We start from the raw sequence: 21030 nt of genomic DNA, 5'->3' as shown, positions 1-21030 counted from the left end.
TATACTCGCCCGAGAGTTTAATTTTAGACGCGGTCTAGAGCAAGACACAGATCTTCAATCAGATCCTCCGCCGCCTCGATCCCGCATGACAGCCGCACTAGATTATCGGGTGTCGGACTACTGAGCCCTTCAATAGGCTTTCTATGCTCAATGAGGCTTTCCACTCCGCCAATGGATGTGGCTTGCATAAACACTTGAGTAGATGCGCAAAGTTTGCGCGCAGCCTCCGCGCCGCCCTTGAGCCGGATCGAAAGCAGACCGCCAAACCCGTTTGTCATCTGACGCGCGGCGATGGCGTGACCGGCATGCTCCTCGAGCCCCGGATAGAGCACATGAGTGACAGCGCCATGGGCTTTCATCGCTTCAGCGACTTTCAGGGCGTTCGCGCTCTGGCGCTCAAAGCGGACAAACAAAGTCCGCAGTCCGCGCATCATCAGCCAGCTGTCAAATGCGCTCGGAATAGCGCCTGTGAGGCTGTGTCCTGCGCAGAGCTTTTCCCAGCGTTCATCCGTGGTTTTCGTCACCACAGCGCCCATCAGAACGTCGGAATGGCCGTTGAGATATTTGGTCGCCGAATGCATGACGAGGTCAGCGCCCAAATCAAGCGCGCGCGTGGTGCAGGGCGGTGAACACGTGCCGTCCACCCCCAGTATCGCGCCGGCGGCATGTGTGATCTCGGCCGCATAAGCCACATCGACCACCGCCCAGCTGGGATTGGCGGGGGTTTCGATCCACACAAGCTCGGTCTTTCCCGATTGCACAGCCTGCTTCAGACCCGCCTTGTCATGAGGTTCGAAGAAGGTGAGAGAGATCAGCCCCTTGGCGGCGAGATGATGGAGCAGTTTCTTGGCGCCGTAATACATTTCTGTCTGGGCGACCACGTGCGCGCCAATCTCCAGCGTATCCAGAATGGCGGCCAGCGCAGCGAGGCCGGAACTGAACAGGCGTGCATCCGCCGCACCTTCGAGCGCCGCCAGCACGTTCGCCGCCTGTACTTCGGTCGGTCCCTTGGGGCGGCGATAATCCATGTCGCCGACAAGCGCGTTTTTCGCGTCGCGCATGAAGGTTGTCGCAGGATGGATGGGCGGGATGACCGCGCCGGTTTCAAGGTCCGTCTGGTGCAGGGCCTGGGCGGCGAGAGTTTCGGGGCGTTTAGTCATTGAGCAATTCCGCCGCCTTGGGTGCAAAATAAGTCAGCACGCCGTCCGCGCCCGCGCGTTTGAACGCCAGCAGGCTTTCCATCATGGCGCGCTCGCCATCAATCCAGCCATTTTGTGAAGCGGCCTGGATCATCGCGTATTCGCCAGACACCTGAAACGCATAGGTGGGCATTTCAAACGTCGCTTTCAGGCGCGTGACGATGTCGAGATAGGGCAGGCCGGGTTTGACCATGACCATGTCCGCGCCTTCATCGATATCGAGCGCAACCTCGCGGATCGCCTCATCTGTGTTGGCGGGGTCCATCTGATAGGTCTTCTTGTCGCCTTGGAGCGCCTTCGCGCTGCCAATGGCGTCACGATAGGGGCCGTAGAACGCCGAAGCATATTTGGCGGCGTAGGACATGATCAGCGTGTCCTGGAAGCCTTCAGAATCGAGCGCTTCGCGAATCGCGCCGATTCGTCCGTCCATCATGTCGGATGGCGCGACCACATCGCAGCCGGACGCTGCTTGCATCAGCGCCTGACTGCACAGACGTTCCACGGTCGCGTCATTCAGGATCACACCGTCTTCCATCAGCCCGTCATGGCCGTGATCGGTGAACGGGTCGAGAGCGACGTCGCAGATGATACCGACCTCTGGCGCCGCGTCTTTCATCGCCTTGATCGTTTGCGCCACCAGACCGTCTGGATTATCCGCCTCGCGGCCGTTTTCGTCTTTCAAAGATGGGTCGAGATGAGGAAAAACAGCGATGGCGGGAATGCCCAGATCCCGCGCCCGCCGGGCGGCGTCCGCCGCGGCTTTGACGTTCAGGCGCTCTACGCCGGGCATGGAGGCGACTGGCTCTGTGGGATTGGCTGTGTCGGAGACGACCAGCGTCCAGATCAGGTCATTTGGCGTCAATGTGTTCTCGCGCATCAGGCGGCGCGACCAGTCATTGGCGCGCATCCGGCGCATACGGGTGGTGGGAAAAGCGGCCATCTTGGTCTATCTCGCTTGCAGCAAATCAGGACACATCGCGTTTCATGCGGTCGGAACCGGTTCAACCCGGTCTGTTTAGGAGGTTTCCCCGTGCATTTCGAGCTGACTGAAGAGCAAGCACTGATTCAAGACGCAGCCCGCAAGTTCGCGGACGATCGTCTCAAGCCCCATGCAGCGGAGTGGGACGAGAATAAACACTTCCCCGTGGACGTGCTGAAAGAAAGCGCCGCCATGGGCTTTGCCGGCATCTACACCCGCGATGATGTGGGCGGATCGGGCATGAGCCGGGTCGACGCGGCGCTGATCTTTGAACAGCTCTCGCGCGGGTGCGTGTCCACGGCGGCCTTCATCTCCATCCACAACATGGTCAGCTGGATGATCGACAGCTGGGGCAGCGAAGAGCAGCGCCAGCGCTGGCTACCGGACCTGACGGCGATGAACACGATCGCGTCTTATTGCCTGACCGAGCCAGGCGCGGGCTCAGACGCCGCCAATCTGCGCACCAAGGCGGTGCGTGATGGCGATCATTACGTTCTGAACGGCTCGAAAGCCTTTATCTCCGGCGCGGGAACAAGCGATCTCTACGCCGTGATGTGCCGGACGGGCGAGGACGGACCCAAGGGCATCTCCACCATTATCGTCGAGAAAGACACGCCGGGTCTCAGTTTTGGCGCAAACGAACGCAAGATGGGCTGGAACTCCCAACCCACACGCGTCGTCACATTTGAAGACTGCCGTGTGCCCGTCGAAAACCGGATCGGCGAGGAGGGCCAGGGCTTCGGCTTCGCCATGCAGGGCCTGAATGGCGGCCGCATCAATATCGGGGCGTGCTCGCTCGGCGGCGCAGCCGAAGCCGTCGATCTCGCCATCGAATACGCCAAGGGGCGCAGCCAGTTCGGCCGTCATATCGCGGATTTCCAGGCCACCCAGTTCAAGCTGGCTGACATGGTCACCGAGCTCGACGCGTCGCGCATGATGCTGTTGCGCGCCGCGGACGCGGTGGATCGCAAGGATCCGCAAGCGGCGAAATACTGCGCCATGGCCAAGCGTTTCTCGACCGATCTGGGTTCCAAGATCGCCAATGATGCGCTGCAGATCCATGGCGGCTACGGCTATCTGAAGGATTACCCGCTGGAGCGCATTGTGCGCGATCTGCGGGTTCACCAGATCCTTGAAGGCACCAACGAGATCATGCGCGTCATCATCGCCAAAGACGTGCTGCGCTAAGTCGCGGTATCCTCAGGCTCGATTATGCCTAAAACGAGTTTCAATTGGCCTGTGTTTCAGCAGGGCCAGAAGCAGAATTCCGTCCGGAGAAGCCTCTCATGACTGAAGACGTCATCACTCGCAAAGTCGGCTCTGTCGGCCGTATCACGCTGAACCGCCCCAAGGCGCTCAACGCCCTGAATCAGGACATGGTCACCGCCATGGTCGAAGCGCTCATGGCCTGGCGCAATGATGACAGCGTGAAGGCCGTCATCGTAGATGGCGCTGGCGAGAAAGGCTTCTGCGCGGGCGGCGATATCCGCATGCTGGCGGAAAGCGGTCAGGCGGGTGATGACCGCGCCTGGACCTTCTGGCGCGACGAATATCAGCTCAATACTCTGATTGCGGAATATCCTAAGCCTTATGTGGCGTTGATTGACGGCATCACCATGGGTGGCGGCGTCGGCGTTTCCATTCATGGCGAATTCCGCGTCGCGGGCGACCGGACCCTGTTCGCCATGCCTGAAACCGGGATCGGCTTTCACCCGGATGTGGGCGGCGCGTTCTTCTTGCCGCGCCTCATGGGGGAGCTGGGCGTCTGGATGGGCCTGACCGGCGCACGTCTGAAAACAGCGGATTGCATCGCAGCAGGGGTCGCCACTCATTATGTGCCGACCGATTCCCATCCGGCTCTGATTGAGGCGCTCGAAAGCGAAGCGCTGGATGACGATGGTGAGAAAGTTGACGCCATCCTCGCCAGGTTTGTCGGCGATCCGGGCCAGTCCGATCTGGGCATGATTCAGCCGCTGATTGATGCGGCGTTTGAAGGTGATGATCTGGACATCATTCTCAACCGACTGGAAACGGCAGATGACGCGTGGTCCAAGGCTGTGCTGAAAATCCTGTCGGGTAAGTCGCCAACAGCTGTGAAAGTGACGCTGGCGGCGCTGCGTAAGGGCGCAAATCTGTCGCTTCGAGACGTCATGGTGCAAGACCTTCGAGTGTCGAGCCGCTTTCTCAATGAGGGGTCTGACTTTTACGAAGGTGTTCGCGCCGTGATCATTGATAAAGACAATGCGCCGAACTGGTCTGCGCCGATCAATGACGCTGATGTGGCGGCCTATTTCGAGCCGCTTGCGGCTGACATGGAAATGACGTTCCTCGACTAGGAACACCGGGCAGGGCGGATCAACCGCCCGCCCTGGAGAACACAAGGGAGGACCGCATGGCGGTTGTTGCATTTATCGGCCTTGGCAATATGGGCTCAGGCATGGCGGCCAACCTCGTGAAGGCCGGTCATGACGTGCGCGCGTTTGATCTGAACGCGGACGCTGTGGCGGCGCTGGTCGGTAAGGGCGCGACAGCGGCGTCTGACCTCACCCACGCCGTCAACGGCGCTGACGCCGTGGTCACCATGCTGCCGGCCGGACCGCATGTGCGCGGCGTGTACCTTGATGACGGGGGCGTGCTGTCTCTGGCGAGCAAGGATGCCGTGCTGATTGATTGCTCCACCATTGATGTGGACAGCGCCCGCGCCGTGGCGGCGAAAGCCGCTGAGGCGGGATTTGCGTTTGTGGACGCCCCTGTGTCCGGGGGTGTAGCGGCGGCTGAGGGCGGTACGCTGACCTTTATGGTTGGCGGTCCTGAAGACGCTTTCACAAAGGCTGAGCCGATCCTGTCCAATATGGGCAAGGCCGTGATTCGCGCGGGGGAAGCTGGCGCGGGGCAGGCGGCGAAGATCTGCAACAACATGCTGCTCGGCATACACATGATCGGCACCTGCGAAGCGATGAATCTGGCGATCAAGCTGGGCCTTGATCCGCAGAACTTTTTTGACATCGCCTCCAAAGCATCGGGTCAGAACTGGTCTCTGACCAGCTATTGCCCGGTTCCAGGCCCGGTTCCTGCGGCGCCGTCAAACCGTGACTACAAGCCGGGCTTCGCAGCGCCGATGATGCTGAAAGATTTAAACCTTGCCATGCAGACATCGAAAACGGCTGGCGTGAATACGCCTATGGGCGAAAAAGCGCAGACCATCTATGACGCTTTTGTCGAGCAGGGCGGTGAGGACATGGACTTCTCTGGCGTGATCAAATGGCTCGCCGGAGAGATGAAGTAAAGCACACTTGAGTTTGCGACGCGCTATCAGTCAAACCGCGACCTTTGGTCCCTGACCGATGATAAGACAAGCTCAGAATCCTATGTCATTGTGCTGATGACATGCTGACCTCTAAGGAGAGCCGCTCGCACTGAAATGCGAGTGCAACAACAATGGATTACCGCAGCGCTTTCAAAGCCTCAGTCGCGCGCGTCCGCGCCGAAGGCCGTTATCGTGTGTTCGCCAATCTGCGTCGCGTGAAAGGGCAGTTCCCCCGTGCACGCCTGCGCACCGATGAAGGCGACACGCGCGATGTGGTAGTGTGGTGTTCCAATGACTATCTCGGTATGGGGCAAAGCCCCTGCGTCACCGGCGCTATGAAACAGGCGATAGACGATGTAGGCGCTGGCGCTGGCGGCACGCGAAATATCTCCGGCACGACGCATTATCATGTCGAGCTCGAAGCCAGCCTAGCTGATTTGCATGACAAGGAAAGCGCGCTGCTTTTCACCTCGGGCTATATCGCCAATCAGGCGACGCTTGCCACCTTGGGCAAGATTCTGCCCGGCCTGATCATCTTCTCTGACGAGCTCAACCATGCCTCGATGATCGAGGGCGTGAAGGGCGCTAAGTGCGAGAAGCATGTCTGGCGGCATAACGACGTCGAGCACCTGGAAGCGCTTCTGAAAGCAGCGCCGCAAGACGCCCCCAAGCTGATTGCCCTGGAATCAGTTTATTCCATGGATGGCGATATTGGCCCGCTCGAAGCTGTTTGCGATCTGGCGGACAAGTACAACGCACTGACTTATCTTGATGAAGTGCACGCGGTCGGCCTGTATGGCCTGCGCGGCGCCGGCATCGCTGAACGCGACGGGCTTCTCGACCGGTTTGACATCATTGAAGGCACGCTGGGCAAGGCGTTTGGCGTCATGGGGGGCTATATCGCCGCCGACGAAGTAATCGTGGACGCCATCCGGTCCTGGGCGCCAGGTTTCATCTTCACAACCTCATTGGCGCCGGCTCTGGCGGCTGGCGCGCGCGCCAGCGTTGAGTACCTCAAGAGCGCTTATCATCTGCGTGAGCAGCATCAAGAACGCGCCGCGACCTTGAAAGCGCGCTTTCATGACGCTGGCATTCCGGTGCTTGAATCTGTCACCCATATCGTGCCCGTCCATGTGGGCGACCCGGTGCTCTGTAAGCGCATGACCGATGAACTTCTGGACGTTCACGGCATTTATGTTCAGCCCATCAATTACCCCACCGTGCCCAAAGGCACGGAGCGGATGCGTCTGACCCCGACGCCCATGCATGATGACGCCATGATGGACGAGCTACTGGAGGCGGTGAAAACCGTCTACGCCAAACATGTCGGCCTCAAGGTCGCATAATGTCTGGCGGTCCCGGTCCGGATCGTGAGTTTATATTCGAGTTTGTGTCCGTGGGTGATTCTGTCCGGGTTGCGGCGGTGGATGTCGAAACCGGCATAGAAGTGGTCGTTTTCGGGCCCATTAAAACCCGTCAGGATGACCTTCAGCGTCTGGCAGCGCGCAAACTGGTGCGCCGTCTGGAGAAAGAGGGGCTGACGCCTGAGTCAAAAACGCCCCGACCAGGCGGTCGGGGCGTCATTGTCTAACACTTTACTTCGAAGCGCTTATTTCTTGCGTGCGCCGCGACCGAGGCCGATTTCCTTGGCGAATTCCGAACGGCGCTTGGAATAGTTCGGAGCAACCATCGGATAGTCAGCGGGCAGGCCCCATTTGCGGCGGTAATCTTCCGGGGACATGTCGTATTGCGAGCGAAGATAACGCTTAAGCATTTTCAGCTTTTTGCCATCTTCCAGGCAGACGATGTAATCATCGCTGACTGAGCGAGAAACGGGCACAGCCGGTTTGGCTTTGGGTTCAGGTTTGGCCGGCTCACCCGAAATTTCTTTCATGGTAGCGTAAACCGATTTGATCATATCCGGGACGCTCTCCGCCGGCACAGAGTTGTGCGACAGAAAAGACGCGATGATATCTGTGGTCATACGCATCAATTCTTCATTGTCGACGGGCAGCAGTGTCTCTTCAGTCATGTTCTGATCCTTGCGCAACATGGTCGCGTTTGCGTCTGAAAACGAGATGTCTTGTGTTTAATGACAGTATATTCGCTATACAAGTATTGAATTGAGAAATCTGCAGATACCATAGCATTTTTAAGGTTGCTGAATGCACCCCTTAAACTTTGTTGGTGCAATGAGATGAAAATACGCCTGGTCTCCGCCTTGTCCGCGACCCTATCCAGCCGTATGTAGCTATCTAGATCCGCTATATGGAGTGCGAGCGAGATGGCTGACGTTCAATCGACCGCCCAGAACACCTCTTTCTTTGCCCAGTCTCTGGCTGACGCCGATCCTCAGCTCGCCTCGGCGATCAGCAAGGAAATACAGCGCCAACAGACCCAGATTGAACTGATCGCGTCCGAGAACATCGTTTCGCGCGCTGTTCTGGAAGCGCAGGGCTCGCCGCTGACGAATAAATACGCCGAAGGCTATCCGGGCCGTCGCTATTATGGCGGATGTGAGTTCGTCGACATCGCTGAAGAGCTTGCAATTGAACGCGCCAAGAAACTGTTCGGCGCCGCTTACGCCAATGTTCAACCCAATTCCGGCAGCCAGGCCAATCAGGCTGTGTTCCTGGCGCTTCTGAAACCGGGCGACAAGATTCTTGGGCTGGATCTGTCTTCAGGCGGGCATTTGACCCATGGCGCCCGGCCGAACATGTCCGGCAAATGGTTTGAAGCGCATGCCTATGGCGTCCGCGAAGACAATGCTCTGATTGATTACGACAAGCTGCGCGAGCAGGCCAAAGAGATCCAGCCGCAGATGATCATTGCGGGCGGTTCGGCATATCCGCGCGAAATCGATTTCCAGGCGTTCCGCGATATCGCCGATGAAGTCGGCGCCTACCTGCTTGTGGACATGGCGCACTTTGCAGGCCTCGTCGCAGGCGGCGTTTATCCCAACCCCGTTCCGCTCGCCGATGTGTGCACGACCACCACGCACAAGACCCTGCGCGGACCGCGCGGCGGCATGATCATCAGTCGCGATGTAGCTTTGGGCAAGAAATTCAATTCCGCCGTCTTTCCCGGCCTGCAAGGCGGGCCCTTGATGCATGTGATCGCCGCAAAAGCGGTCGCATTCGGCGAAGCGCTGCGCCCGGAGTTCAAGGCCTACGCCGCGTCCGTGATCGAGAACTGCCGGGCCATGTCTGGCGCGCTGGTTGAAGCGGGCTATGACATTGTCTCAGGCGGCACCGACAGTCATCTCGCTTTGGTGGATTTGCGCCCCAAATCGTTGACGGGCGATATCTCCGAAGCCGCACTCGAGCGTGCGCACATGACCTGCAACAAGAACGGCGTCCCGTTTGACCCCGAGAAGCCGACCGTGACGTCTGGTCTTCGGGTCGGCGCGCCTGCGGGCACCACAAGGGGATTCGGCGCCGCCGAGTTCCGCCGCGTGGGTGAGATGATGGCGGAAGTCCTGGATGCGCTGGCGGTCAATCGTGAAGGCGACGCCAAGGTCGAAGCCCGGGTGCGTGATGAAGTGGTCGCACTGTGCGAACGCTTCCCGATCTACCCTGCGCTCGGCTAGGATCAGGGCATGCGGTGTCCGTTTTGCGCCAACCCTGATACTCAGGTGAAGGATTCACGCCCGGCTGAAGACAGCCAGGCGATCCGACGCCGCCGTCATTGCCCGGCATGCGGCGGCCGCTTCACCACGTTCGAGCGCGTGCAGTTGCGCGATCTTCATGTCCTCAAGTCCGACAACAAGCGTGAAGCGTTTGATCGCGACAAGATGGCGAGATCGGTTTTACTGGCGACCCAGAAACGCGCCATTGAGCGCGAACGGGTCGAGCAGATGATCTCCGGCATTGTCAGGCGTCTGGAAAGCCTGGGTGACCCGGATGTTCCCGCCAGCGTTATCGGTGAGCTGGTGATGGACGGATTGCGCAATCTCGATACGGTCGCCTATGTGCGTTACGCCTCGGTCTATAAAGACTTTCAGGAAGTTGATGACTTCTCCGAGTTCATCAAGGGCGAAAAACTCGGGCATGAGGATGATCTGGACGCAGATCAATGACAGCGGCGCACCCCCTGCGCGTCACGTTGAAACTCGCCACCAGCCTTGATGGCCGCATCGCTCTGGCCAATGGCCAGTCGCAATGGATCACAGGCCCTGAGGCCCGCGGGCAAGTCCATCGCCTGCGCGCCGAACATGACGCCATATTGACGGGCATCGGGACGGTGCTCGCCGATGATCCACAACTCTCAGCGCGTCCGAACGGCGTTGTCAGCGGGGACCAACCGCAACGCGTGGTGATGGACTCTCGACTGCGTATGCCGGCTGACGCCGCCATGCTCACCGGTACGCCGGTATGGGTTTTTCATGCATGTGATGCGTCCTATGGATTTGCAAACGCCAAACTGATCCAGACCGAGGCGGATGAGGCGGGCCGTGTCTGTTTTAAAGCTGTCCTGGACACACTTCGCTCGAAAGGCGTCAAGAGCGTCATGATTGAAGCCGGGGCTGAGATCGCGGGCTCGGCAATAAGGTCGGGGCTCGTCACGCACATTGAATGGTTTCGCGCGCCCATGCTGATCGGCGCAGAGGGAATTGCGTGTATCGCAGGGCTTGGGCTTGAGGAACTGGCGCTCGCGCCCACATTCCAACGCATATCTGTTCGCGCCTGCGGCGCGGATCTCTGGGAAACCTATCAACGGGGATGATCCCATGTTCACCGGCCTAGTCTCTGCTCTCGGGCGGATCGTTTCTGTTTCTGAAGGCGATGTGCGCCGCATGACGGTGTCGAGCCCGTATCCGGCGTCATCCATCGAGCTTGGGGCGTCAATCGCTCATGCCGGAGTCTGCCTGACGGTGGTGGCTTGCCGGGATGTGGGCGAGGGGGCCGAATATGATCTCGACGTGTCGCCCGAGACCCTCTCCAAAACCACGCTCGGAGGCTGGAAATCGGGGGATACGGTCAATCTCGAGCGCGCCTTGAAAGTCGGCGACGAGCTGGGCGGACATATTGTTCAGGGCCATGTGGACGGCGTCGGGAGAGTGGTCTCCCGATCTGACGAAGACGGCTGGATCCGCTTTCTCGTAGAAGCCCCTACAGAATTGAGCGCTTTCATCGCCTATAAGGGATCGATTACGGTCGATGGCGTCTCTCTGACGGTGAACCGGGTCGACGGTGATGAGTTCGAGTTGATGATCATTCCCCATACCGCCGAGGTCACGACATTGGGATCTTTGCAGGCTGGGACGCGCGTCAACCTTGAGGTTGACGTCATGGCGCGCTACGCCGCGCGTTTAATGGAGGCGCGTGCAGACGGCGCCGCGAATAATGAGGTCCAGTCGTGAGCGAAGCCGCCCCCCAATCCGCGCTGTCGCCGGTGGAAGAGATCATCGACGAGGCCCGCAACGGTCGCATGTTCATCCTGGTGGATGCTGAAGACCGTGAGAATGAGGGGGATCTGATCATCCCCGCCCAGTTCGCCACCCCGGACGTCATCAATTTCATGGCGCGCTATGGCCGTGGCCTGATCTGCCTATCGATGACCCAGGACCGGGCGAAAACTCTGCAGCTGCCCTTCATGAGCCAGCGTAATCAGTCGCGACACTCCACCAATTTCACGGTGTCGATTGAGGCGCGCGAGGGCATCTCGACGGGCATTTCCGCCCATGATCGGGCGTTGACCGTCGCCACTGCGATCGATCCCTCAAAAGGCTCCGAAGACGTGGTCTCGCCGGGGCATGTTTTTCCGCTGGTGGCGCGTGATGGCGGTGTACTTGTGCGCGCCGGTCATACAGAGGCGGCAGTGGACATTGCGCGTCTGGCGGGTGTGAACCCCGCCGGTGTGATCTGCGAGATCATGAAGGATGACGGGACGATGGCCCGTCTTCCCGACCTTATCGAGTTCGCCAAAGAGCATAATATGAAGATTGGCGCGATCGCCGATCTGATCGCCTATCGCCGTCAACATGATCGCTTTGTGGAGCGCCGGATGGACACCGAAGTGTCCACTCAGGCGGGCGGTCCGTTCAAACTGACGGTGTTCCGCTCTCTGGTGGATAATGTGGAGCATGTGGCTCTGCATAAAGGAGAAATCACCGCGGATTCGCCGGCTCTGGTGCGCATGCACAAGGTCAGCTTCGCGGATGACGTGTTGGGCGCGCTTGGCGGACGCACGGGTCTGGTGGATAAGGGTGTGAAAGCGCTGTCAGGCCATGACGGTCCAGCGGCCATGGTCTTCATCCGTGAGACCAATCGCGCTGCGATCACCGAGCGGTTTGGCGCAGCGCCGTCAGACCCGCCGGATACGCGCGAAGAGCGTCGCTTGCGTGAATATGGTCTCGGCGCGCAAATATTACTGGATCTGGGCGTGCGCAAGATGATCCTCTTGTCTACTGCGCCGCAAAACATTGTGGGGCTGGACGGCTACGGTCTTGAAGTCGTCGAGCAACGCGAAATTGATTAAAGGAGGCGCTTGTGAGCGCTGAAACACGTGTGCTGCTGATTGCAGCGCCTTTTTACGAAGACATCACCGAACAGCTGGTTGCTGGCGCTCAGGGCGCATGCGAGGCAGCAGGCGTCACGGCGGAGGTGGTTGAAGTGCCTGGCGCGCTTGAAATCCCGGCTGTGATCGCGCTGTCCGAGCAAGGCAAGGCGCCATACGACGCCTATGTCGCCTTGGGATGCGTGATCCGCGGTGAAACCAGCCATTTTGATTATGTGTGCGGGGAATCTGCGCGCGGCCTTATGGATTTGACGCTGAAGGGCGTGCCGGTCGGCAATGGCATTCTGACGGTTGAGAATATCAAGCAGGCCCGTGTGCGCGCTCATGTTGATGAGAAAAACAAGGGCGGTGACGCCGCGAACGCCGCTCTTGCGCTGTTGAGTCTGAAGAAGAAGTTCGGGGCGGCCTGATGAGCGGCAAGTCACAGGAAGCGTCATCTGACAAACATGCCCGGATGCGTCGCGCCGCGCGTCTCAGCGCTGTGCAGGCGCTCTACCAGATGGAGACATCCGGTTCCGGCGCCGCTGCGGTCGTGAAGGAATTTCGCGATCACCGGTTCGGTTATGAAGGCGAGCCGGGTGATTTTGTCGAAACCGATGAAGTGTTTTTTGAGGACCTGGTGACGGGCATCATCACGCACCAGGCGGATGTAGACACGCGCTTGTCCGGCGTTCTGAAAGAGGGCTGGAAGCTGTCGCGTCTCGACGCCACCGTCCGCGCGATCTTGCGAGCTGGCGGTTATGAGCTGGTCGCGCGCAAGGATGTGCCGGCCGCCGTGGTCATCAATGAATATGTCGATGTCGCACATGCTTTCTTTGACGGGTCTGAATCAGGCTTTGTGAATGCGACGCTGGACGCTCTGTCCAAGCAGGTGCGCAAGCCCTGATTGATATGAGCGGATCGGGCGAGTTTGATTACATACGGACGCGGCTCGCCCCGCTCAGCCTTGGATTGCCGGGCGCCGCTGCACTCACAGATGACGGCGCTGTTCTGACGCCTCCTGAGGGCTGTGACTGGGCGGTGACGGCGGACACGCTGATCGAAGGCCGCCATTTTCCACACAACGAAGATCCTGCGCTCGCCGCCCGTAAGGCTTTGCGCGCAAACCTGTCTGATCTGGCCGCCATGGGCGCGGACCCCCACGCATATATGGCGTGTGTGGTCTGGCCCGAAACGGGTCGCGAAGCGCGCATGAGCGGCTTTGCGGATGGGTTGGCTCTGGACCAGGATATTTTCAGCGTCCATCTGGCGGGGGGCGACACCACCAGCGCTCCCGGACCCTGGATGATCTCCATCACCGCCTTTGGCGCGGTCCCCAAAGGACAAGCAGTCCGGCGCAGCGGCGCTCAGCCGGGGGATCAGGTTCTGGTGACCGGAACCCTTGGGGATGCAGGTCTCGGCCTAAAAGCAAGACAGGGACTCCATGCGCCCGCGAAGCTGGACGCTGACTATCTGGCCCGGCGCTTCACCTTGCCTGAGCCGCGCTGTGCGCTGTCAGGGCTGGTTCGCCAGCATGCGCATGCCGCGATTGATGTGTCCGATGGTTTGTTGGCGGACACTCGACACATCGCTGACGCGTCCAACTGCACGATTGAGCTAAAGCTGGAAGATGTTCCGCTCTCAAAGCCCGCGCGCCATTGGCTTTTACAACAGCCGGATCGGTCACAAGCCTTGCTGGAGCTGGTTTCGAGCGGTGATGATTATGAGCTGGTGCTGTCGCTGTCAGCGGACGCTGCGCGAGACTTTATCGGTGCGGCAAGCCGTCTTGGCGTTCCAGTGACACGCCTGGGTGAAGTCACTTCCAAGGGCGACTCACAGGGCGGTTTGATCGTCTTGATGGACGGCGAGCCCATCACGCCTTCGTCTTTTGGATTTACGCATTTTTGAGTCTTGCCTGCTAAGCAGGATCTATGATTCGCCATTTCGCATATGCACTCTGCGCCGCATTTCTGCTCTCCACGCCCGCTCTTGCGGCAGTCGGTGGAGGGGGCGGGCCCGGCAAGCCCAGCGGTCCCAGCGGACCTGGCGCTGTGACGTCTACGGACTTGCCGCTTTACAACTCAGTCGAAGAGGCCACCCAGGCGTTGATGGCGGAGTTTGGCGAAGACGAGACCTGTCCCCGCAGAGTTGATGTGCCTTCGATTGTCATTCCTATTGAGTCTCGGCGGCACCTTTACGGCTACGCCTTTGTAACGCCTCGTATTTGCCTCGCGCGTGGCGTGAGTGCGACCCGCTTTATTGAAGACTTGCACTTCCTGGTCGACACCATGGTGCGGTCCGCCCATCGCCATCCGTTTGTGATGGATGATGCGGGCGAGATTGACCGTGAATCCACGCGTCAGATTCTGTACGCGGCGATCGGTGAAGTTGTAGATCCAACCCAGATCGAACGTCTTGATCTTCTGGGCGCAGACATTCGCCCCATTCATTGATTTGAGAATATAGCTGCACCGCAGCATTTCTCTTTACTGTTGCATATCCCTAAAAACCGGGACTAGGCTTTCATTGTCAAAGCAATAGCCGCCCATGTCTTGGAAGCGTCCAAGAACTCGATGCGGCGTTGCAAGAAGCCTTTAGACGCTCGGGGAGGGTGTCATGCAATCAGTGTATATCTGGCTATGGATTTCCTTAGCCTGCGGGGGACTTGCGGTTCTCTACGGTGCGGTTCAGATTCGCTCCATTCTGGCGGCGAGCGCGGGTTCCGAGCGCATGCAGGAAATCGCCAGCGCCATCCAGGAAGGCGCGAACGCCTATCTCAAACGCCAATATATGACGATCGCCGCCGTTGGGGCGGCGATTTTGATTCTGGTCGGGTTTTTGCTCGGTCCGGTGGTCGCCCTGGGCTTCCTGATCGGGGCGTTGTTATCGGGCGCAGCCGGTTTCATCGGCATGCTGGTGTCTGTCCGGGCGAATGTGCGGACCACGCAGGCGTCAATGGTCTCGCTTCAGGCGGGCTTGTCCATGGCGTTTCGCGCCGGAGCGATCACCGGGATGCTGGTGGCGGGGTTGGCGCTGCTGGCTGTTACCGGATACTATCTCTGGCTCACTCAAGGCGCATCATTTGGCGCTGCCGAGGATTCCAGACAGATCATTGACGGGCTCGTCGCCTTAGGTTTCGGCGCCTCGCTGATCTCGATCTTCGCGCGTCTGGGCGGCGGTATCTTCACCAAGGGCGCCGATGTGGGCGGGGATATGGTTGGCAAGGTCGAAGCCGGGATTCCCGAGGATGACCCGCGTAACGCCGCCACCATCGCAGATAATGTGGGCGACAATGTTGGCGATTGCGCCGGCATGGCGGCGGATCTGTTTGAAACCTACGCCGTGACCATTGTGGCCACCATGGTGCTCGCCTCGATCTATTTCCGTGATGCAGCGGGCGCGATCACGCTGGACGCCATGATGATTTACCCGCTGGCGATTGGGGCTGTCTGTATGGTCGCCTCCATCCTGGGGGCGTTCTTTGTCCGCCTTGGCAAGGGCTCAACCAATGTCATGGGCGCGCTCTACAAGGGGTTTTTTGCTGCTGCGATTTTCTCCGCCATCGGCTTGGCGATCGCCACGCATTTCGTACTGGGTTTTGACGGCGTCGTTGAAAGCGCGAACGGTCTGCAAATTTCAGCGATGTCGCTGCTTTATTGCGGCCTGACCGGTTTGGCGGTGACGGGGCTGATCGTCTGGATCACCGAGTTCTATACCGGTGTGAACTACGGTCCCGTGAAGTCTGTCGCCAAGGCGTCTGAGTCCGGCCATGGCGCGAACGTCATCCAGGGACTGGCTGTCTCCATGGAAGCCACGGCGCTTCCGGCTCTGGTGATTATCGGCGCCATCATGCTGACCTTTAACCTCGCTGGGTTGTTCGGCATCGCGATCGCGGTGACGACCATGCTGGCGCTGGCGGGCATGGTTGTGGCGCTCGATGCGTTCGGCCCGGTGACCGACAATGCTGGCGGCATTGCTGAAATGGCGGGGCTGGAAGGTGCGGTGCGCGACACAACCGATATGCTCGATGCCGTCGGCAACACCACCAAGGCCGTCACCAAAGGCTACGCCATTGGTTCAGCGGGGCTGGGCGCGCTTGTGCTCTTCGCCGCCTACACCGAGGATCTGGCGTATTTCGCGTCAAACCCGGAGACCTATCCCTTCTTTGCCGGTTTGACTGTCAACTTCTCGCTCTCAAACCCCTATGTGGTCGTCGGGCTGCTCTTTGGCGGGCTCTTGCCCTTCCTGTTCGGCGGCATGTCGATGACGGCTGTGGGGCGCGCCGCCCAGGCGGTGGTCGAAGAAGTGCGTCGGCAATTCCGCGAGAACCCTGGCATTATGAAAGGCGAGGTGAAGCCTGATTACGGCCGCGCGGTGGATTTGCTGACCAAGGCGGCGATCCGGGAGATGATTATTCCCTCGCTCTTGCCCGTGCTCAGCCCGATCGTGTTGTTCGTCGTCGTCAACTTCATCGCCGGACGGGCCGAAGCGCTCGCCAGCGTGGGCGCGATGTTGCTCGGTGTGATCGTGACAGGCCTTTATGTGGCGATCTCCATGACCGCCGGCGGCGGGGCCTGGGACAACGCCAAGAAATACATCGAGGACGGCCATCATGGCGGCAAGGGCTCTGAAGCCCACAAGGCTGCCGTGACGGGCGACACCGTAGGTGATCCCTATAAGGACACCGCAGGCCCGGCAGTGAACCCGATGATCAAGATCACCAATATCGTGGCCTTGCTCATGTTGGCGGTGCTGGCGGGGATGTAGCGCCTCCGTCCAAGCAAAAGAAAACCCCCGGCGCTCGGCGTCGGGGGTTTTCATATTCCAAGATGAGAGCGTCTAGCCGCCCGGACGCGGGCCGCCGGCGCCGCCGGGCAGGTTCTGCTCGCCGCCAAACTGTTCGCTCGGTAGACGCCCCACATTCCCGAGCAGCTGTTCGAGAATGGTCAGCTCACGACCGCGGGTCGGGGTTTCACGATCCACAAAGGCCACCACGCGGCCGTCCTCCATGCCGAACTCATCCACGGCGCTTACCGTGCCGTCTTCGTCAAAGCGCACGGCGATGATGCGGCGTTCACGGGTGTCTGGGCGCAGATAGGCGAGATACTCGCGCGTCGCCGAAATGTAATACCAGGTGTCTTGCTCGAACGTGCCGCGAGTGGACGGATTGCCCAGCGTGGCGAGCACGGTGGACTGGCTGTCCACGCCTACGGTCAGCTCGGGGACTTCGCCATCAGGATAGCGGAAACCATGGCTGCGCAGGGTCGGGTTACAGGCCGTAACCACGGCCGCGCTGAGAGCGACAGTGGTGGCGAGGATCACTCGGCTGAGGCGCATGGAGGCTCCATTGATAGCGTTCGAGACGTCAACGTCGGTGGTCAGTCAGCTTGCGCAGGACTATCTGCTTGACGTAACCGGATGGAACCATAGCCGCAAGCGCTCAGTGAGGGGAGCCTGTTAATACATGTTCAGTCGTTTGTTCAGGAAAGATCGCGGCAAGCAGATCGCTCGCAGCCTTTATGATTCCCTCGTGCGCTCGGCGCGTCGTCCCGCGTTTTACGGGCCTGACGGCGTGGAGGACAGCGTGGACGGTCGCTATGACATGATCGTTCTGCACGCTGTTCTGGTGATGCGCCGCCTGCGTGAAGGCGGCGATATCGGCCGTGATCTCGCACAGCGCATCTTTGACGTCATGTTTGACGACATGGACGCGGCTTTACGCGAAATGGGCACCGGAGATCTCAGCGTCGGCAAGAAGATCAAGGAGATGGGCGAAGCGTTCTATGGCCGTGCCAAAGCCTATGAAACACCGCTTGCTGAAGGGGATCTGGCGGCGCTCTCCTTGGCCTTTGAACGCAACATGCTGGAAGAAGGCGAGCCCAATCCCGATGTTTGCGCACGCCTTGCGGACTATGCCCTCAAGAGCGTCAAAACACTTTATGCGCAACCGATCGAAGCGCTGATGGCCGGCGAGGCGCCGCGGTTTGCTGAGGCTTGAGCTGCGGCTTGCGTCGCTTGCAAAGAGAGGGTCAATCGCTAAGGTTCGCCCGCCGTCGGCTGCCTGTCGGCGCATAAATTGTTTTAAGACGGATTGTCTATGAGCTCAGCGCTGGTCCTTTCCATTGACGCCATGGGCGGCGATGACGCGCCGGAAATCGTCGTTGACGGCGTCGCGCATTTTCTCAAAGGCCGCAAACGTGCGGTGCGTTTCATTCTTCATGGCGACAAAGCGCAAATTGCGCCTTTGCTCGACCGACATGAAGGCTTGGCTGAAGTGTGCGACATACGCCATTCAGACACCGAAGTGGATATGTCCGCCAAGCCGTCTGAAGCCGTGCGCCGGGCGCGCGGCTCATCTATGTGGAACGCCGTTCTGTCCGTGAAAGACGGCGAGGCCCAGGTCGCGATCTCGGCGGGCAATACCGGCGCACTGATGGCGATCTCAAAGGTCATCCTGCGCATGAAAAAGGGCGTTCATCGCCCCGCGATCGCCGCTAGCTGGCCAGCGCCGACAGGCTTCTCCACTGTCCTGGATGTGGGTGCGAATGTGGATTGTTCGCCGTCGCAACTCGTCGAATTCGCCGTTCTGGGCGAAGCCTTTCATCGCGCCGTGCATGGCGAGAAGGCTCCGACGGTGGGCTTGCTTAATGTCGGCCAGGAAGAGCTTAAAGGCGATCAGACGATCCGGGATGCGGATGCGTTGATCCGCCAAGCCGAGCTTGACCTTGATTACCGCGGCTTCATCGAAGGCGATGATATTTCCGCCGGCACCACCAATGTGGTCGTCACCGATGGCTTTACCGGCAATGTGGCGCTGAAGACAGCTGAGGGCACGGCGCGGCTTGTGGGCGGCTGGCTGCGCGAAGCGCTGACCAGTTCAATCATCGCCAAAATCGCGACAGGGCTGTTGAGTCTCGGCGCGCTTGGTCAGCTGCGCGCCAAGATGGATCCGCGCAACGTCAATGGCGGCGTGTTTCTCGGGCTCAACGGCGTCGTGGTGAAAAGCCATGGCGGCACGGACGCGCTCGGCTTCGCCACCTCCTTACGCATTGCGCTGGAAATGGCCGATAGCCGCTTTCTGTCCGAGATCGAACGCAATCTTGAAAGACTGTCTGCCTTGCAAGCAGATAGCGTGTCCGAGGGGGAAAGCGCTTGACCTATTCACGCATCGCCGGGATCGGTTCCTACCTGCCTGAGAAAGTCCTGACCAATAAGGGCATGGAGGCGATTGTCGAAACCAGCGACGAGTGGATTCGCGAGCGCACAGGCATCAACAAGCGTCATATCGCTGGTGATGGCGAGCGGACCTCTGACCTCGGCGAAGCCGCTGCTCGCAAGGCTGTCGAACATGCCGGACTGGCATTGGAGGATGTAGATCTGATCGTTGTGGCCACGGCCACGCCCGATCTGACCTTTCCCGCCACCGCCACCATCATTCAGCACAAACTCGGCGTGAAGAACGGCTTCGCCTTTGACGTTCACGCTGTCTGTTCTGGCTTTCTCTACGCCCTAGCCACAGCGGACACCTTCATCCGCACCGGACAGGCGAAATGCGCCCTGGTGATCGGAGCGGAGACGTTCTCACGCATTCTCGACTGGACGGACCGCACTACCTGCGTCCTGTTCGGGGACGGCGCTGGCGCGATGGTCCTGACAGCGGAGGACGGTGAGCCGGAAGAGTACAAGGGTGTTTTGAAAACCCATTTGCGCTCGGATGGCGAGTATTGCGACCTGCTTTACGTCGATGGCGGCCCCTCCGCGACAAAAACGGTGGGCCATTTGCGCATGCAGGGCAATCAGGTGTTCCGTCACGCCGTGACGAAAATCTCTGACGCCATGACCACGCTATGCGCCCAGACGGGCGTTGACATCGCAGATATCGACTGGGTCGTGCCGCATCAAGCCAATCAGCGCATTCTGTTGGGCGTTGCGAAAAAGCTAGGGATTTCAGTAGAGCAGGTGGTCTCCACTGTCGCTGAACACGGCAACACCTCCGCCGCCTCCATCCCGCTCGCCTTTGACGCCGCGGTCAAGGATGGCCGCATCAAACGCGGTGATACAGTATTGATGGAAGCGCTCGGCGGAGGTTTCACCTGGGGCGCCGCGTTAGTGCGTTATTAAGCGCGTTGATTGTGCGACCTATGGTTAACGTTGACCAGTAAGCGGTTTGCGACGTAACGTCTTCATCGCAGACATTAAATGGGGGCCAACATGGGTTCGAAGACTGTCACGCGCGCAGATCTGTCAGATGCCGTCCATCGCGAAGTCGGCCTGTCCCGACATGAAAGCGCGGAGTTGGTGGAAGCCGTCCTCGACATGATCTCTGACAAACTTGTGGGCGGGGAATCGGTCAAGCTGTCGTCTTTCGGGTCATTCCTGTTGCGCGATAAAACCGGACGCGTTGGACGTAATCCGAAAACCGGCGAAGAAGTGCCGATCGAGCCGCGCCGGGTTCTGGTGTTCAAACCCTCCCAGGTGCTCAAGGACCGGGTCGACGCCGCCCTGTCCAAATAGGACACGCCATGAGCGATAAAGCGCCAGACGCTTACCGGACCATTTCCGAAGCCGGGGAGGAGGCGGGACTGCCCCCTCACGTCTTGCGATTTTGGGAAAGCAAGTTCGCCCAGCTCAAACCGGTGAAACGCGCCGGCGGCCGTCGCATGTATCGCCGCCAGGACGTGCAGCTCCTCAAAGGCTTGCGTCGGCTGCTTTACGATGACGGATACACCATCAAGGGCGCACAGAAATATCTGCGCGAACATGGCGTTGCGTCTGTCGCGGCCCTGGCTGAGCCAAGCACGCCCAGCCCGGACCCTGCTCAGGAGATCAAGGCCGCGCCGGTGGAGCCTCAAGCCCCCGTCCAGGCTGACAGTGCGCCTGTGACTCACCCCAGTGACGCACCGCAGCAAGCACCGAGATTATCCGGTAGCCAGATCGACTTGGCGCGCAGCGCGCTGTCCCGTCTGGAAAAAGCGAGGGCGCGGCTCACTGAAGTGCTTGAGAAGACGGCCTGAGCATTCCGCCCGCACAAGGCTGCAACAGGTCTG

General features: G+C 59.8%; 24 protein-coding genes. 20 read left to right on the top strand and 4 right to left on the bottom strand.

Annotated features, from left to right (window positions below; genetic code table 11):
* Nucleotides 1-23 precede the first annotated feature (23 nt).
* Both ACP154_RS12555 and hemB read right to left on the bottom strand, forming a co-directional pair.
* Nucleotides 24-1160 (bottom strand): trans-sulfuration enzyme family protein, encoded by a 1137-nt coding sequence (locus ACP154_RS12555; RefSeq protein WP_421858675.1) that lies wholly within the window; start codon nt 1158-1160, stop codon nt 24-26.
* Entirely contained in the window at nt 1153-2139 is a 987-nt protein-coding gene (hemB, locus tag ACP154_RS12550) for a porphobilinogen synthase (RefSeq protein WP_421858677.1), read from the bottom strand. Before hemB ends, ACP154_RS12555 begins: the two co-directional genes overlap by 8 nt.
* Nucleotides 2140-2229: 90 nt before the next feature.
* Here hemB and ACP154_RS12545 point away from each other — a divergent pair, with 90 nt between their 5' ends.
* The 5 genes from ACP154_RS12545 (at nt 2230) to ACP154_RS12525 (ending at nt 7076) form a co-directional block, all read left to right on the top strand.
* Nucleotides 2230-3366, top strand: a complete 1137-nt coding sequence (locus ACP154_RS12545; RefSeq protein ID WP_421858679.1) for an isobutyryl-CoA dehydrogenase — start codon at nt 2230-2232, stop codon at nt 3364-3366.
* 98 nt (nt 3367-3464) lie between these two features.
* On the top strand, nt 3465-4514 hold the full coding sequence (locus ACP154_RS12540; RefSeq protein WP_421858681.1) for an enoyl-CoA hydratase/isomerase family protein: 1050 nt from the start codon (nt 3465-3467) through the stop codon (nt 4512-4514).
* Between the two features lie 56 nt (nt 4515-4570).
* The gene (gene mmsB, locus ACP154_RS12535) at nt 4571-5464 is read left to right on the top strand and encodes a 3-hydroxyisobutyrate dehydrogenase (RefSeq protein ID WP_421858684.1); all 894 of its coding nucleotides are present in this window, start codon (nt 4571-4573) and stop codon (nt 5462-5464) included.
* Between the two features lie 152 nt (nt 5465-5616).
* Nucleotides 5617-6831: a 5-aminolevulinate synthase gene (gene hemA / locus ACP154_RS12530; RefSeq protein ID WP_421858687.1), complete on the top strand. Its 1215-nt coding sequence runs from the start codon at nt 5617-5619 to the stop codon at nt 6829-6831.
* Nucleotides 6831-7076: a DUF6898 family protein gene (locus ACP154_RS12525; protein ID WP_421858690.1), complete on the top strand. Its 246-nt coding sequence runs from the start codon at nt 6831-6833 to the stop codon at nt 7074-7076. Before hemA ends, ACP154_RS12525 begins: the two co-directional genes overlap by 1 nt.
* Before the next feature lie 18 nt (nt 7077-7094).
* Here the strand turns inward: ACP154_RS12525 and ACP154_RS12520 are convergent, their stop codons facing one another.
* Nucleotides 7095-7517, bottom strand: a complete 423-nt coding sequence (locus ACP154_RS12520) for a MucR family transcriptional regulator (protein ID WP_028284842.1) — start codon at nt 7515-7517, stop codon at nt 7095-7097.
* A gap of 252 nt (nt 7518-7769) precedes the next feature.
* On the opposite strand from ACP154_RS12520, the gene glyA reads away from it, so the two are divergent.
* From glyA to ACP154_RS12470, 10 genes are all read left to right on the top strand, one after another.
* Nucleotides 7770-9074: a serine hydroxymethyltransferase gene (gene glyA / locus ACP154_RS12515; protein WP_421858693.1), complete on the top strand. Its 1305-nt coding sequence runs from the start codon at nt 7770-7772 to the stop codon at nt 9072-9074.
* 9 nt (nt 9075-9083) lie between these two features.
* Complete coding sequence (gene nrdR / locus ACP154_RS12510) at nt 9084-9563, top strand: transcriptional regulator NrdR (RefSeq protein ID WP_107713263.1); 480 nt, start codon at nt 9084-9086, stop codon at nt 9561-9563.
* Nucleotides 9560-10210, top strand: coding sequence for a RibD family protein (locus ACP154_RS12505; protein ID WP_421858696.1), 651 nt, complete (start codon nt 9560-9562; stop codon nt 10208-10210). The genes nrdR and ACP154_RS12505 overlap by 4 nt, the downstream gene beginning before the upstream one ends.
* A gap of 4 nt (nt 10211-10214) precedes the next feature.
* Nucleotides 10215-10847, top strand: coding sequence for a riboflavin synthase (locus ACP154_RS12500; protein WP_421858699.1), 633 nt, complete (start codon nt 10215-10217; stop codon nt 10845-10847).
* Entirely contained in the window at nt 10844-11965 is a 1122-nt protein-coding gene (gene ribB / locus ACP154_RS12495) for a 3,4-dihydroxy-2-butanone-4-phosphate synthase (protein WP_107713261.1), read from the top strand. Before ACP154_RS12500 ends, ribB begins: the two co-directional genes overlap by 4 nt.
* Before the next feature lie 11 nt (nt 11966-11976).
* Nucleotides 11977-12414 carry a 6,7-dimethyl-8-ribityllumazine synthase gene (locus ACP154_RS12490; protein ID WP_421858702.1) on the top strand — a complete coding sequence of 146 codons (438 nt, stop codon included), beginning with the start codon at nt 11977-11979 and terminating at the stop codon, nt 12412-12414.
* Entirely contained in the window at nt 12414-12890 is a 477-nt protein-coding gene (gene nusB, locus ACP154_RS12485) for a transcription antitermination factor NusB (RefSeq protein WP_421858705.1), read from the top strand. The genes ACP154_RS12490 and nusB overlap by 1 nt, the downstream gene beginning before the upstream one ends.
* A 5-nt stretch (nt 12891-12895) precedes the next feature.
* On the top strand, nt 12896-13891 hold the full coding sequence (gene thiL / locus ACP154_RS12480; protein ID WP_421858707.1) for a thiamine-phosphate kinase: 996 nt from the start codon (nt 12896-12898) through the stop codon (nt 13889-13891).
* A 143-nt stretch (nt 13892-14034) separates the two neighbouring features.
* Nucleotides 14035-14436 carry a hypothetical protein gene (locus ACP154_RS12475; protein WP_421858710.1) on the top strand — a complete coding sequence of 134 codons (402 nt, stop codon included), beginning with the start codon at nt 14035-14037 and terminating at the stop codon, nt 14434-14436.
* 163 nt (nt 14437-14599) lie between these two features.
* Nucleotides 14600-16750: a sodium-translocating pyrophosphatase gene (locus tag ACP154_RS12470; protein ID WP_107713256.1), complete on the top strand. Its 2151-nt coding sequence runs from the start codon at nt 14600-14602 to the stop codon at nt 16748-16750.
* Nucleotides 16751-16822: 72 nt separating this feature from the next.
* Here the strand turns inward: ACP154_RS12470 and ACP154_RS12465 are convergent, their stop codons facing one another.
* A complete protein-coding gene (locus ACP154_RS12465; RefSeq protein ID WP_421858713.1) occupies nt 16823-17320 on the bottom strand; it encodes an outer membrane protein assembly factor BamE in 498 nt (165 codons plus the stop codon).
* Between the two features lie 127 nt (nt 17321-17447).
* Here ACP154_RS12465 and ACP154_RS12460 point away from each other — a divergent pair, with 127 nt between their 5' ends.
* The 5 genes from ACP154_RS12460 (at nt 17448) to ACP154_RS12440 (ending at nt 20997) form a co-directional block, all read left to right on the top strand.
* On the top strand, nt 17448-17981 hold the full coding sequence (locus ACP154_RS12460; protein WP_421858715.1) for a ubiquinol-cytochrome C chaperone family protein: 534 nt from the start codon (nt 17448-17450) through the stop codon (nt 17979-17981).
* A gap of 99 nt (nt 17982-18080) precedes the next feature.
* Nucleotides 18081-19139, top strand: a complete 1059-nt coding sequence (plsX, locus tag ACP154_RS12455) for a phosphate acyltransferase PlsX (protein ID WP_133723316.1) — start codon at nt 18081-18083, stop codon at nt 19137-19139.
* The gene (locus ACP154_RS12450) at nt 19136-20104 is read left to right on the top strand and encodes a beta-ketoacyl-ACP synthase III (protein ID WP_107713252.1); all 969 of its coding nucleotides are present in this window, start codon (nt 19136-19138) and stop codon (nt 20102-20104) included. Before plsX ends, ACP154_RS12450 begins: the two co-directional genes overlap by 4 nt.
* Nucleotides 20105-20194: 90 nt before the next feature.
* Nucleotides 20195-20497, top strand: a complete 303-nt coding sequence (locus tag ACP154_RS12445; protein WP_022702219.1) for an integration host factor subunit alpha — start codon at nt 20195-20197, stop codon at nt 20495-20497.
* Nucleotides 20498-20505: 8 nt separating this feature from the next.
* The gene (locus ACP154_RS12440) at nt 20506-20997 is read left to right on the top strand and encodes a MerR family transcriptional regulator (RefSeq protein WP_421858719.1); all 492 of its coding nucleotides are present in this window, start codon (nt 20506-20508) and stop codon (nt 20995-20997) included.
* Nucleotides 20998-21030 lie beyond the last annotated feature (33 nt).

The organism is Oceanicaulis sp. (genome assembly GCF_965249665.1).
Lineage (GTDB): Bacteria > Pseudomonadota > Alphaproteobacteria > Caulobacterales > Maricaulaceae > Oceanicaulis.
Note: the sequence above shows the minus strand (reverse complement) of the source record. Positions and strands in the feature narration are given on the sequence as shown.